The organism is Phenylobacterium sp., from assembly GCF_030693625.1.
Taxonomy (GTDB): domain Bacteria; phylum Pseudomonadota; class Alphaproteobacteria; order Caulobacterales; family Caulobacteraceae; genus Phenylobacterium; species Phenylobacterium ferrooxidans.
Genome location: NZ_JAUYAF010000070.1, coordinates 27,806 through 40,673 on the forward strand (window position 1 = coordinate 27,806; position 12,868 = coordinate 40,673).

Consider the following 12,868-nt stretch of genomic DNA (forward strand, 5'->3'; position numbering starts at 1 on the left):
CGCTTCACAGGGGAGGAAAATCCCACAAGCTTGACCTCACGCCCCCGCCCGGCCAACCTGCCCCAAGGCAAGCGTCCGAGGCGGCTGACAAATATCGCGCTCGCCCTCAGCGCCCGCACCGCGCCGCGGGTTCGCGGCCCCGCGCGGCCGAGCCACCTCGACGGACTTTCCCAATGCCCCCGCCTGTCCCCCTGACGCGCGACCGCGATTTCATGAAGCTGTGGGCCGCCCAGGCGGTCTCCACCTTCGGCGCCCGCATCACCCGCGAGGGCCTGCCGATGACGGCGGTCCTGACCCTGGGGGCCAGCCCCGCGACACTCGGCGTGCTGGCCGCGCTGTCCTATGGCCCGGCCTTCTTCGTGGGGCTGTTCGGAGGCGGCTTCGTGGACCGCCGCCACCGCCGCCCGGTGCTGATCGCCACCGACCTGATCCGGGCCGCCGTGCTCATCACCGTGCCTATCGCCGCCTGGATGGGCTGGCTTTCCCTGTGGCAGGTGTTGGCCGCCGCCGCCCTGGTGGGGGCCGCCAGCGTGCTGTTCGACATGGCCGATCACGCCTATCTGCCGGCCCTGATCGGAACCGAGCGGCTGGTGGACGGCAATTCCAGGCTCTCGGCCACGGAGTCGGTGGCCGAGCTGGGCGGCCCGGCCCTGGCGGGCCTGCTCTTCCAACTGCTCACCGCCCCCTTCGCGATCGCGGTCAATGCGGTGACCTATCTGGTCTCGGCCCTCTTCCTCGCCGGCATCCGGAAGGTCGAGCCCGAGCCTGCGCCCGTCGCGCCCCAGCCCTGGGTGGCCGACCTGACCCAGGGCTTCCGCGTCGCCTGGGCCGAGCCCCGCGTCCGGCCCCTGCTGGTGATGACCGCCTGCAACGGCCTGTTCGGCGGCGGCTTCGCGGCCCTCTACGTGCTGTTTGCTCTGCGCACCCTCGAGCTGACGCCCGTTATGCTGGGGATCACCGTGGCCTTTGGCGGCCTCGGCGCCCTGATCGGCGCGGGGCTGGCGGCCCCGGTGGCCAGGCGCCTGGGGGCAGGCCCCGCCATCCTGATCATGGCCCTGGCCTCCGCCGCCAGCGCCCTGCTGATCCCCCTGTCGCCCGCCGCCCCGGCGCTCGGGATGGCGATGCTGATCGTCTCCCAGCTGCTGGGAGACTCCACCTCCGTCATCCACGACGTCCTCGCGGCCTCCCTGCGCCAGACGGTCCTGCCCCAGGAAACCCTGGGCCGCGCGGCGGGCGCCTTCAAGGCCGTCGGCGGCGGGACCATGCTGGTGGGCGCCCTGGCCCTCGGCGCGCTCGGCGGCCTCATCGGCGTCCGCGAAACCCTGTTCGTCGCCGCCGCCGGCCTGGCGGTGGGACCGCTCATCGCCCTGACCTCGCCGGCCCTGCGCCGCGTCAAGGGGATCGAGCTGGACGCGGCGTGACCGCGGCCCGCCGACTCTGCCGCCGGCAGGCCCTCAGACCGGCTCCATCTCCTTGGGCGCCGTGACGCGCCGCGTCCGGGTCTGGGCCTTGGGCTTGGGCAGCAGGCGAAAGCGGGTCTGACACCAGGCGAAATCGACCCCGACATCCAGCAGGGCGTCGGACCGCCCGCAGGGGCAGGCGAACTCCATGACCGCGAACACCCGGTAGCTCTCCCCCGCCACCAGGGGCGTCGGCCGGCCCGTGGCGTGGTTGGGGGCGACATTGACGCAGATGACCAGGTCTCCGGGACCCACCGCCTCGCTCATGGCCTGCCTCCTGGGTGCTGCCGGAAAGATGAGCCTCCGCCCCGCGACGGGCAAGCCCCTCCGGGCGCCGGCGGCGGACCTTGCGCGCGGAGCCGAGGTTCGGGCTGAGACATCGGCGACCGGACTTCCGGCGGTGATCGTGCTAACCGGACGCGGCCCTCGGCGATCGCTCAAGGCGCCCCCCCCCGCCGCGGACGTCTGCGCCTGTCGTCCGGGTCCACCATTGTCCCCAGGGTCACCCACCGCCATGGATAAAGTGCCGATGACCGCTCAGGGCTACCGCGCCCTGGACGAAGACTTGAAGCGGCTGAAGACCATCGAGCGGCCCGCCGTGACCGTGGCGATCGGCGAGGCGCGCCTGCACGGCGACCTGAAGGAGAACGCCGAGTACCATTCCGCCAAGGACCGGCAGGGGTGGATCGAAGGACAGATTGTCCAGATCGGCGACATGATCGCCCGCGCCCAGGTCATCGACGTCAGCAAGCTGTCGGGAACCCAGATCAAGTTCGGCGCCACCATCTCCGTCATCGACCAGAAGACCGAGAAGCCCGCCCGCTACCAGATCGTCGGCGAGCATGAGGCCGACGTGAAGCAGGGCCGCATCTCGATCACCTCCCCCATCGCGCGTGCGATGATCGGCAAGGAGAGCGGCGACCTCGTCGAGGTGAAAAGCCCCGGCGGCCTGACGGCCTACGAGGTCACCAAGGTCGAGTGGATCTGATCCCCGGACCTTTTCGTAGGTCGATCCGAGCGGTCGAACCGCCGAGGTCTTGGATGCGCCAGGAGCAGAAGTTCGCATCGAGCCGGTAAGTGAACATTCGGCGCGTCTAGCTTGGCTGCAGCGGGCCGGCCATACTCCACTGCATGTTCATTGCGACGCTCATGCTGCTCCAGGCCGCCGCCGCCCCTGTCGATCCGATCGCACCGGCCTGGCAAGGACGTGTGCAGTGTCACAACCCCGACCGGGACCAGAAGACCTGCCAGTCTATCGGCCGCTACGCGCGCGCGGCGGATGGAACGATCCAGAATACGGCCGTGGTGCTGCTGAACCCCCAGCCGGCGATCGTCATGACATCGATGGCGCCTGTCGAGATCAAGGACGGGGCTGTCTGCGGGAAGATCAGTTCGCCCGATGCGGGCGCCTTCACTGTCAACGGCGCCCCGGCGTCCGCGGATGTGACGGCGACCCTGCGGGCGGCGGTGGCGACCACAACCTCATCCATCGCCGATCGAGAGATCTGCACCTCTTACGTTCCTGACGCCGACGCCCTCATGGCCCAGGTTCGCGTCGACGGCGTGCGACGCCCGGATTTCGACATGCGCGTGCTCTGGGTCGATCCTTCCGAAGGCTTCGTCGTCGGCCGCTGAACCCGGCCGCATGGCGCCGTCGCCACGGCGACGCAGGACGGGCTGGCGTTCGGCTCGCAGGCGGATGTTCGACATACGGTGACGGTGCGCTCAAATCCCTGCCTTCGCAGGTAAGCCGAGGTCGCTGAATTTGGTGCACTGCCACCGTAATTCCCCTCCGACACGGTCGCCTATCGACAGCGAAACACCGTCGAGCGCATCTGGGCACGGCTCAAGGATTATCGCCGTGTCGCTACACGCTACGACAAGCTCGCCGACAACTTCCTCGCCGGCGTCCTCATCGCAGCCATCGTCAGCTACTGGGCCAAATGAGTCCGGACTCTAGCGCGAGTCGCACCGGTGGCCCGGGCCGCCTCAGCTCAGGTCGAGGGTTAGCCTCAGGCCCGCGGTGATCGCGTCGCGCGCCTGGCGGTCGCCACCGGGATAGCGGAAATACTGCAGGTTGGGCTGGAGCGTGATGCGGGGCGTCAGCTTGTCGGAATAGGTGATCTCCAGGCTGCTCTCGGCATGGGCCGGGTTCTTGCCGGCGTCCCTGTCATTGGCGCGCTGCTTCTTTGACAGGTAGCCCTGCTCCAAGCCCACCGAGAAGGCGCTGTCGGGCCGCGAGACGAACACCTTCTCAACCAGGACGCCAGCCTGCCAGCCGCCGCGGAACGGGCTGGTGTCGCCGTCGGAGATCCCGGCGCGCAGGAAGCCGCGCACGGAGGGGCCCGTCGCGTCCTGCGCTGTGAAGGCGTGCTCGGCCAGGAGATAGGCGCCCTGGGCTGCGCGACGCACGGGATCGCCGGCGGGGGTCAGGTCGCGAATATCGTCCTGATTGACCGTGTAGCGCCAAACCCCCAGGGCCAGCCGCGTCGAGCCGGTCAGGCCCGCCTCGACGATGGTCAGCGCGCCGCGGTCGAGGCCCATGTCCACCCCATGGGGATCGCCGAGCGTGGAGGCGTTGGCGTTGAGCACGGCGGCCTGAGCGTAGGCGTGCTCGGTCTCCAGGCGCAGCCGGATGGCCAAGGTCGTGGATGGGAAGATCGACGGACCGTTGGGGCCGGTGGCGGCTAATTCCGACCCGACCCCGAACGGCGGCGCGATCAGCAGGCCCGAGGCCGCCGTGGTGTAGAATTCGCTGTTCAGGTCGTAAAGCCCTGCCCGAACGGTGGCGTGGCCGTCCGCGAAGGCCTGTTCCAGCCACAGCTCGTATAGCCGGGTGCGGGCGCGGGAGACCTCGATGTTGTCGACGCCCTGCAGGGTCCCCGCCAGGTCGTTGGGCCGGCCGCCGCTGTTGTTCAGGATGTGTCCGTGAAGCGTAGCGCCGTTCCAGCCGGCGGCTTTCGAAAGGTCGAGATCGCCCTTCACATCAAGGTTGTCGAGGAACCGGCCAGACGGGCTGACGCCGCCTGAGATCGGGCCCATGACATCAGCCTTGTAGGTGACTTCATGAGACCATGCGCCCTCGGCGCGCGCCGCGCCGGTCGTCACGGCCAGGGACATCGCAAGTATCAATAACGAGGTGCGGATTCGCCCTCGCGAGATCAGAGACATGATCAGCCCACCACTCTTTTGTTGGGCTTCTTCTACGTGACTGTTCTGAAGCAACCGTAAAACAACGCGCGATTGTGTTCACTCCACACAGAATAGAATTTCCGTCTATCCTGCGCGATATTGTCGCACAAAGGTCAGTGTAATTTGATTAACCAAACTGCCCCCACAATTGGCATGGACTCGATCAAGCTCGTTATTTGAAGTGGTGCGCACGACGTGAAGACGATCAATCACAAGGTCATGGCCGCGGGCGCCGCCGTCCTCCTGCTTTGCGCGGCCACGGCCGGCGCGGGCATGTGGATCGCCAAGGACCTGACCGGCGGTCTGCAGATGGCGCTGCAATCCTCGACCGTTCTGCGCCAGCACATGGAAGCCGACATGATGCACGACGCGCTGCGCGCGGACGTGTTCTCGGCCCTGCTGGCCAGCAACCCGGCCAACGGCGTCTCCATGGACCAGGTCCACGCCGACCTGAAGGAACACGCCGCCAACTTCCGCAGCGCCATCGCCGCGAACGAGAAACTCGCCACCGACCCCGCCACCCGCCAGGCCCTGGACGGGGTGAAGGGTTCGCTGGAGGTCTATATCACCGGCGCCGAGCACATCGTGGACCTGGCCGGCGGAGACGCGGTCGCCGCCCAGGGCGCCATGCCCGGCTTCCTGACCCAGTTCACTGAACTCGAAGGGGCCATGGCCAAGGCCACTGAGACCATCGAGGCTCGCGCCCAATCCACCGCGGCGAAGGCCGAGGCCAGCTCCAAGCTCGCCCAGCAGGCCATGACTGCTTTGTTCGGCCTGGGCGTCGCGTTCGCCATCACCCTGATCGTGTTCGCCCGCCGCACGGTGGTGGGCCCGATCCGCGAGCTTACCGAGGACATGCGCCAGCTGGCCGCCGGCCGCACCGAGATCGCCCTGAAGGGCGCAACGCGCAAGGACGAGGTCGGCGACATCGCGCGCGCGGTCCGCGCCTTCCAGGGCGTCATCGTCGACAAAACTCAACAGGAGGCCGAGGCCGCCGAGCGGCGCCGGATGTCCGAGGCCGAAGCTGAACTGCGCGTCGCCGCAGAGCGGGCCGAACGGGCCAAGGAACAGACCCTGGTGGTTGATGCCCTCGCCAACGGCCTCGAGCGCCTGGCGCAGGGCGATCTCGCCCATCGTCTGCCCGCCCCCTTTGCGTCCGAATATGAGAAGCTGCGCAACGACTTCAACGCCGCCATGACCAAGCTACAGGAGACGATGCGCACCATCGCCGCCAGCGCCTCGGGCATCCGCAGCTCCACCGGCGAGATCAGCACCGCCTCGGACGACCTGTCGCGCCGCACTGAACGTCAGGCGGCCAGTCTGGAAGAGACAGCCGCGGCGCTCGACCAGATCACAGCCACGGTGAAGACCTCAGCCGCCGGCGCCAAGGAGACCCAAGGCGTGGTCACCGCCTCCAAGCAGGAGGCCGAACGCTCCGGCGTCATCGTCGGCGAGGCGGTTTCGGCCATGGGCAAGATCGAGGACTCCTCGCGCCAGATCACCCAAATCATCGGGGTGATCGACGAGATCGCGTTCCAGACAAACCTGCTGGCCTTGAACGCCGGGGTCGAAGCCGCCCGGGCCGGCGACGCCGGCAAGGGCTTCGCGGTCGTGGCCTCCGAAGTCCGGGCGCTCGCCCAGCGCTCGGCGGAAGCCGCCAAGGAAATCAAATCCTTGATCTCCACGTCTTCAAGCCAGGTTGAACATGGCGTGACCCTGGTCGGGCAGGCCGGCGAGGCGCTGCAGCGGATCACCGGCCAGGTCGCCACCATCGACAGCCTTGTAGCCACCATCGCCGCCTCGGCCGTGGAGCAGTCGGCCGGACTCCATCAGGTGAACATCGCCGTCAACGGCATGGACCAGGTGACCCAACAGAACGCCGCCATGGTCGAGGAATCCACCGCCGCCACCCAGACCCTGCGCAGGGAGGTCGAGGATCTGTTCGCCATGATCGCCCAGTTCAAGATCGAAGGCGAAGCCGGCGGGTATCAGCGCCGCGCCGCCTAAGCACCCAATCGGTGCTGTCAGTCCAAGGTCAACTCGTCTCCGTTCGGGCGAAATTCGCCCAACCCCGGCCTGGCCTTAGCCCATGACGGCTCTCCACTCAGCCAGGGCGGCTGAGCGCGCTTCAGAATTACAGTGAAGTGTACGAAATTGGCGCCGCCCGGGGCCGCCCCCCCGTTCGTGGGGTTCGTGTGGTTCGTGGTTCAAAGTCTTTCGGCCGCGACGCCCGCGCGGCGCAGGAAGACCTCCGGTGCGCGGAGGCTCCCTGACCCTGCCTCTCCCCCTGAAGGGGCGAGGAGAAGCGCCCCTACCCCTCCGGCGTGAACTCCACCGGCATCGAGCGGATCGCATAGACGAAGTTGTTCGGCGCCACGTCCATCTGCCCCGACTGGTGGATGTCGGGGAACCGCGCCAGCATCTGGCGATAGACCGCCTCCAGCTGCAACTGGGCGACGCGCTTGCCGATGCAGGTATGGGGGCCGTAGCCGAAGGCGATGTGCTTGTCGGCGTTGGCGCGGGTGACGTCCAGGCGGTCGGGGTCGGCGAACACCGCGGCGTCACGGTTGGCCGAGCCGTAGTACATGATCACCTTCTCGCCCTCGGCGATCTGCTGGCCGGCCACCTCCACGTCGCGGGTGGCGGTGCGGCGCATATAGATCACCGGGCTGATCATGCGGATGAACTCGTTCACGGCGTTGGGCATCAGCTCGGGCTTGGCGATCAGCTTGGCCTTCTCGTCGGGGAAGTCGCTGAGCAGCTGCATCGAGCCGGAGATGGTGTTGCGGGTCGTGTCGTTGCCGGCGAAGACGATCAGCAGCCAGGAGCCGTCGAGGTACTCGTCGGCCAGCAGGTCGCCGTCCACCTGGGCCTTGGCGATGGCGCTCATCAGGTCGGCCTGCGGATCCAGGCGGCGCTTGTGCAGCATGTGCCGGCCGTAGTCGAACATCTCCTGGATGGCGTTCTTGAAGGCGTCGAGGAAGGCCTGCATCTCCGGCGGCACCTCGGCGGCGGCCGCCTCCAGACCGCCGCCACCGCCGGCGCGCTCGGCGGCGAAGGAGTTGGCCAGCTCCAGATAATGCATCCAGGTCAGGAACTTGGGCCGGTCTTCTAAGGGCACGCCGAGGATTTCACACAGGGTGAACAGCGGCAGGTGGGCCGAGACGGCCTGCACCAGGTCCACCCGGCCCTGCTTGGCCATGGCGTCCAGCAGGCGGGTCACCTCGCCCTCCACCCGGTCGTTCAGCCCGCGCAGATAGGCCGGCGTGAAATAGGGCATGTGCTCGCGGCGCAGCTGCATGTGGTAGGGCGCGTCCATGTTGATCATGGTGTCGAGGCTGGCGCGGGCCAGCTGCATGTCGGAGCGCTGGTGGCTCATCAGGATGCCGCCGCGCTGCGAGGAGAAGGTCTCGTAGTCGGCGTTCACCCGCATGACGTCCTCGTGGCGGGTCAGGGCCCAGAAGCCCGGCCGGTCCTCGGGCTCGTCCATCCAGGCGATGGGGGAGGCCTGGCGCATCTGGGCGAAGGCGCCCATCGGCGGCCCCTTGGTGAAGGCCTCTGGGTTCCACAGCTCCACGGGGCTGGCCGGATAGACCGGCTTGTGCGCGGGGCCCTTGGCGCCGCCGACGTCCACGGTGTCACTGATCAGAAGCATGGCGGCGTCTCCGGTTGTGTTGCGGGGAATCTCCTACGCCGCGTGACCCTACGCAACGCAAACGGCGCCCTCACGTCACCTGCGAATTCGCGTCGACAGGATGATCGAGGAGGTCGTGCGCTCCACCCCGTCGATCAGGCCGATGTCGTCCAGCACCTGGTCCAGCTCCTCGATGGAGGCTGCGGCCACCTGGACGATCATGTCGAAGGGCCCCGACACCGAGTGCAGAGCCTCCACCTGCGGCATGGTGCGCAGACTGGCCTCTATATGTCGGGCGGCCTTGGGCGCCGCCGTCACCAGGACGTGTCCGCGTACGATCCTGGATTCCAAGGGTTTTCCCAGACGGATGGTGAACCCTGCGATGACCTCGGCAGTCACAAGTCGGTCAATGCGGGTCTGCACCGTCGTACGCGACACGCCGAGCCGTTTGGCCAGGGTCGAGGTGGGCAGTCGAGAGTCGGTCTCCAGCAGCCTGACCAGGGCCAGGTCCCGGGCGTCCAGCTTCATATCGTCGGCCGTACTGGTCATATTGCTTATCCGGCTGCGCATATCCGACGCTCTGCCTGTTCAGATCGCCCCCAAACCGCCCCATCGTCAAGCTCCAACCCGGGGAGCGACAGCATGCGCAGGATCGTGGTCATCGGCGGCGGCAAGATCGGCGGCGTCATCGCCCAGATGCTGGCCGAGTGCGGCGACTACGCCGTGACCCTGATCGACCGGTCACCGGCCGCGCTGCAGGCCGTTGTCTTCCATCCAAGGCTGTCACCATGTGTGCTGGACGTCGCCGACGCAGGCGCCCTGGACGCCGCCCTGACCGGCGCCTTCGCCGTCCTCTCCGCCGCCCCCTTCCACCTGACGGGCCTGGTCGCCGAGGCCGCCGCCCGGGTCGGCTGCCACTACCTCGACCTCACCGAGGACGTGGCCACCACCCGCCGGGTCAAGGCCCTGGCCGCGCAGGCCAAGGGCGCCTTCATCCCCCAGTGCGGCCTGGCTCCCGGCTTCATCTCCATCGCCGGCGCGGACCTGGCGCGGAGCTTCGACCGGATCGACGAGTTGCGCCTGCGGGTCGGCGCCCTGCCCCGCTACCCCTCCAACAGCCTGGGCTACAATCTCACCTGGTCCACCGAGGGGGTGATCAATGAGTACTGCGAACCCTGCGAAGCCTTGGTGGAGGGCGAGCAGCGGGAGGTCCCGGCCCTCGAAGGCCTGGAAACCTTCAGCCTCGACGGCGTCAACTACGAGGCCTTCAACACCTCCGGCGGCCTGGGATCCCTGGCCGAGGTTCTGGCCGGTAAGGCCAGGAATTTGAACTACAAATCGGTCCGCTATCCAGGCCACTGCGCCCTGATGCGGACCCTGCTGAACGACCTCGACCTGCGGCATCGCCGCGACCTCCTGAAGGACGTCCTGGAGGGCGCGGTTCCCGGCACCGAGCAGGACGTAGTGGTGTTCTTCGTCACCGCCTCAGGCTGGCGGGACGGCCGGCTGATGCAGGAGAGCTATGCCGGCAAGGTCATGGGCGAACATCACGGCGCGGGCTTCTGGAGCGCCATCCAGGTCACCACGGCGGCGGCCATCTGCACGGTCCTCGACCTGCTCGCCGCTGGCCGCTTGCCCAGCCAGGGCTATGTCCGCCAGGAGGAGATCGCGCTCGCCGACGTCCTCGCCAACCGCTTCGGCAAGGCCTACCGCCAGCCGGGCGACCTCACGACCCCGATCGCCAAGGTCGCCTGAAGAGCCCGCCAGCCGTCCCCGCCCCCGTCCGCGCCCTGGCCGTTGCACTCGCGCCGGCGCAGCGTTTCAGGCCCCGCTCTTGGCGTGACCCTCGCTGTAGCCATATGGAGGACATGAACACCTCCTCCCGCATGCCCGTGGTCTTCGTCGGCCACGGCACACCGATGAACGCCCTCGGCGGCCCCAACGCCCAGGTCTGGCGCGACGTCGCCGCCGACCTGCCTCGTCCCAAGGCGATCCTGGCGATTTCCGCCCACTGGGGTCTGAGCGAGACCGCGGTGACCGCCATGGCCGCGCCCAAGACCATCCACGACTTCGGCGGCTTCCCGCAGGCCCTGTTCGACATGCGATATCCCGCGCCCGGCGACGCCGCCCTGGCCGCCCGCGCCGCCGAGCTGCTGGCGCCCCTGGCTGTGCGCGCCGACCAGGACTGGGGCCTCGACCACGGGGCATGGTCAGTGCTGGCCCACATGTACCCCGACGCCGACGTCCCCGTCGTGCAACTGGCCATGGACCTCAGCCAGCCCATGTCGGCCCACTACGATGTCGGCAAACGTCTGGCGCCCCTGCGCGATGAAGGGGTGCTGATCCTGGGGTCTGGCGACGTGGTCCATAACCTGCGCGCCGCCGTTCGCGCGGAGAACGCCGCGCCGCTGGCCTGGGCCCAGCGTTTCCACGACGTGGTGCGCGGACGGCTCTCGGCCGGGGACCACGCCGCCCTGATAGACCCCAGAGGCCTCGGCCCGGAGGCCGAGATGGCCGTCGACGAGCACTATCTGCCGCTGCTCTACGTCCTGGGGGCGAGCGAGCCCGGCGAGCCGGTCACCCTCTTCAACGACCACATCGACCTGGGCGCGATCAGCATGCTGGGCGCGAAGATCGGCTGATCCCTACCGCGCGAACTTCTGGAACTTGAGCCGGTGGGGGATGAGGCTGTCGGCGCCCAGGCGGCGCTTCTTGTCCTCTTCATAGGCCTCGAAGTTGCCCTCGAACCATTCCACGTGGCTGTCGCCCTCGAAGGCCAGGATGTGGGTGGCCAGACGGTCCAGGAACCAGCGATCGTGGGAGATGATCACGGCGCAGCCGGCGAACTCTTCCAGCGCCTCTTCCAGGTTCTGCAGGGTCTCGATGTCCAGGTCGTTGGTGGGCTCATCGAGTAGGATCAGGTTTCCGCCGGTGGTCAGGGTCTTGGCCAGGTGAACGCGGTTACGCTCCCCGCCCGAGAGCTGCCCGACCTTCTTCTGCTGGTCGCCGCCGCGGAAATTGAACGAGCCGACATAGGAACGGGTGTTGATCTCCCGCTTGCCCACGGCCAGCACGTCGAGGCCGCCGGAGATCTCCTGCCAGACGGTCTTGGTGGGATCCAACGCGTCGCGGCTCTGGTCCACATAGGCCAGCTTCACGGTCTCGCCGACCCGGAAGGTCCCGGCGTCCGGGGTTTCCTGGCCGGTGATCAGCTTGAATAGGGTCGACTTGCCGGCCCCGTTCGGCCCGATCACGCCAACGATGCCGTTGGGCGGCAGCTTGAAGGTCAGGTCCTTGAACAGCACCTTGTCGCCATAGGCCTTCTCGAGGTTCTCGACCTCGAGGACCACATTGCCCAGGCGCGGGCCGGGCGGGATCTGGATCGTGGCGGTGGTCTGGGCCAGACGCGAGGTCTCCTGCTCGCGGACCATCTCGTCATAGGCCGCCAGGCGGGCCTTGGACTTGGCCTGGCGGGCCTTGGCGCCCGAGCGCACCCATTCCAGTTCGCGGGTCATGGCGCGCTGGCGAGCCTCGGATTCCGACTGCTCCTGGACGATCCGCTTGGTCTTCTGCTCCAGCCAGCCGGAATAGTTGCCCTCGTAGGGCAGGCCCTTGCCGCGGTCGAGTTCCAGGGTCCACTTGGTCACCTGGTCCAGGAAGTAGCGGTCGTGGGTCACCAGGATGACGCAGCCCGGGAAGGCTTCCAGGTGGTGCTGCAGCCAGGCCACGGACTCGGCGTCGAGGTGGTTAGTGGGCTCGTCCAGCAGCAGCATGTCCGGCTTGGACAGCAGCAGGCGGGCCAGGGCGATGCGGCGCTTCTCACCGCCCGACAGATTGTCCACCGACCAGTCGTTGGGCGGGCAGCGGAGGGCGTCGGCGGCCATCTCGATCTTGGAATCGATGTCCCAGATGTCGGCGGCGTCGATCTTCTCCTGGAGGGCGGTCATCTCCTCCATGAGCTCGTCGGTGTAGTCCTCGCCCAGCTTGGCGGCGACCTCATTGTAGCGATCGAAGATCTTCTTCTCTTCGCACCACGAGATGATGTTGCCCCAGACGTTGAGCTGCTCGTCGAGGTGGGGCTCCTGCTCCAGGTAGCCCATCTTGACGCCGTCGGCGGCCTTGGCCTCGCCGTTGAACTCCTTGTCCACCCCGGCGATGATCTTCAGCAGGGTGGACTTGCCCGAGCCGTTGACCCCGACCACGCCGATCTTGGCGTCGGAATAGAACGACAGCCAGATGTTCTCGAACACCTTCTTGCCGCCGGGGAAGGCCTTGGTCAGGCCCTGCATCTGATAAATGTACTGCTGCGCCATGGGGCGTCCGCGCTCGCTCTTCGAAAGAGGGGAATTCGGGTGCGGAGATAGCGGTCGGGGGCGTCTTGCGCAATGTCGGCGCGGTGGAACCCGAGAAACGGCGAGCGACGATCCCTCAGGACCAGCGTTGCAGTAGGCGACATCGGCGTCTCTCATCTTGCTTCCGCCGCTAGAAGCGGCCGGAAGACCGAGGGCCGCGCGCACCTTGCGGCGCTGACGGGAACAACTTCCCGCGCCCATGCGTAGAGAGGGCGACGGGCGTTCCCCCG

At 67.9% G+C, this 12,868-nt stretch carries 11 protein-coding genes and 1 pseudogene; 7 read left to right on the forward strand and 5 right to left on the reverse strand.

Annotated elements, in window-relative coordinates; translation table 11 throughout:
- Window positions 1-173: 173 nt before the first annotated feature.
- Window positions 174-1,421, forward strand: coding sequence for an MFS transporter (locus tag Q8N10_RS15665; protein WP_304778934.1), 1,248 nt, complete (start codon window positions 174-176; stop codon window positions 1,419-1,421).
- Window positions 1,422-1,454: 33 nt separating this feature from the next.
- On the opposite strand, the gene Q8N10_RS15670 is transcribed toward Q8N10_RS15665, so the two are convergent.
- Window positions 1,455-1,727, reverse strand: coding sequence for a hypothetical protein (locus tag Q8N10_RS15670; RefSeq protein ID WP_304778938.1), 273 nt, complete (start codon window positions 1,725-1,727; stop codon window positions 1,455-1,457).
- 247 nt (window positions 1,728-1,974) lie between these two features.
- On the opposite strand from Q8N10_RS15670, the gene greA reads away from it, so the two are divergent.
- The 3 genes and pseudogenes from greA to Q8N10_RS15685 form a co-directional block, all read left to right on the forward strand.
- Entirely contained in the window at window positions 1,975-2,448 is a 474-nt protein-coding gene (greA, locus tag Q8N10_RS15675) for a transcription elongation factor GreA (RefSeq protein ID WP_304778940.1), read from the forward strand.
- A 161-nt stretch (window positions 2,449-2,609) separates the two neighbouring features.
- Window positions 2,610-3,095, forward strand: coding sequence for a hypothetical protein (locus Q8N10_RS15680; RefSeq protein WP_304778942.1), 486 nt, complete (start codon window positions 2,610-2,612; stop codon window positions 3,093-3,095).
- A gap of 168 nt (window positions 3,096-3,263) precedes the next feature.
- Window positions 3,264-3,407 (forward strand): annotated as a pseudogene (locus tag Q8N10_RS15685) (transposase); the annotation flags it as partial.
- Between the two features lie 42 nt (window positions 3,408-3,449).
- On the opposite strand, the gene Q8N10_RS15690 reads toward Q8N10_RS15685, so the two are convergent.
- A complete protein-coding gene (locus Q8N10_RS15690; protein WP_304778944.1) occupies window positions 3,450-4,580 on the reverse strand; it encodes a carbohydrate porin in 1,131 nt (376 codons plus the stop codon).
- Between the two features lie 267 nt (window positions 4,581-4,847).
- On the opposite strand from Q8N10_RS15690, the gene Q8N10_RS15695 reads away from it, so the two are divergent.
- Complete coding sequence (locus tag Q8N10_RS15695; protein ID WP_304778946.1) at window positions 4,848-6,659, forward strand: methyl-accepting chemotaxis protein; 1,812 nt, start codon at window positions 4,848-4,850, stop codon at window positions 6,657-6,659.
- 304 nt (window positions 6,660-6,963) lie between these two features.
- Here the strand turns inward: Q8N10_RS15695 and Q8N10_RS15700 are convergent, their stop codons facing one another.
- Window positions 6,964-8,307 carry a cytochrome P450 gene (locus Q8N10_RS15700; protein WP_304778949.1) on the reverse strand — a complete coding sequence of 448 codons (1,344 nt, stop codon included), beginning with the start codon at window positions 8,305-8,307 and terminating at the stop codon, window positions 6,964-6,966.
- A 75-nt stretch (window positions 8,308-8,382) separates the two neighbouring features.
- Window positions 8,383-8,835: an Lrp/AsnC family transcriptional regulator gene (locus Q8N10_RS15705; RefSeq protein WP_304778952.1), complete on the reverse strand. Its 453-nt coding sequence runs from the start codon at window positions 8,833-8,835 to the stop codon at window positions 8,383-8,385.
- A gap of 93 nt (window positions 8,836-8,928) precedes the next feature.
- Here Q8N10_RS15705 and Q8N10_RS15710 point away from each other — a divergent pair, with 93 nt between their 5' ends.
- Together Q8N10_RS15710 and ygiD are read left to right on the forward strand one after the other, a co-directional pair.
- On the forward strand, window positions 8,929-10,041 hold the full coding sequence (locus Q8N10_RS15710; protein ID WP_304778955.1) for a saccharopine dehydrogenase family protein: 1,113 nt from the start codon (window positions 8,929-8,931) through the stop codon (window positions 10,039-10,041).
- A gap of 113 nt (window positions 10,042-10,154) precedes the next feature.
- Entirely contained in the window at window positions 10,155-10,928 is a 774-nt protein-coding gene (ygiD, locus tag Q8N10_RS15715) for a 4,5-DOPA dioxygenase extradiol (protein ID WP_304778958.1), read from the forward strand.
- 3 nt (window positions 10,929-10,931) lie between these two features.
- On the opposite strand, the gene ettA is transcribed toward ygiD, so the two are convergent.
- Window positions 10,932-12,599, reverse strand: a complete 1,668-nt coding sequence (ettA, locus tag Q8N10_RS15720; RefSeq protein ID WP_304778960.1) for an energy-dependent translational throttle protein EttA — start codon at window positions 12,597-12,599, stop codon at window positions 10,932-10,934.
- Between the last annotated feature and the right edge of the window lie 269 nt (window positions 12,600-12,868).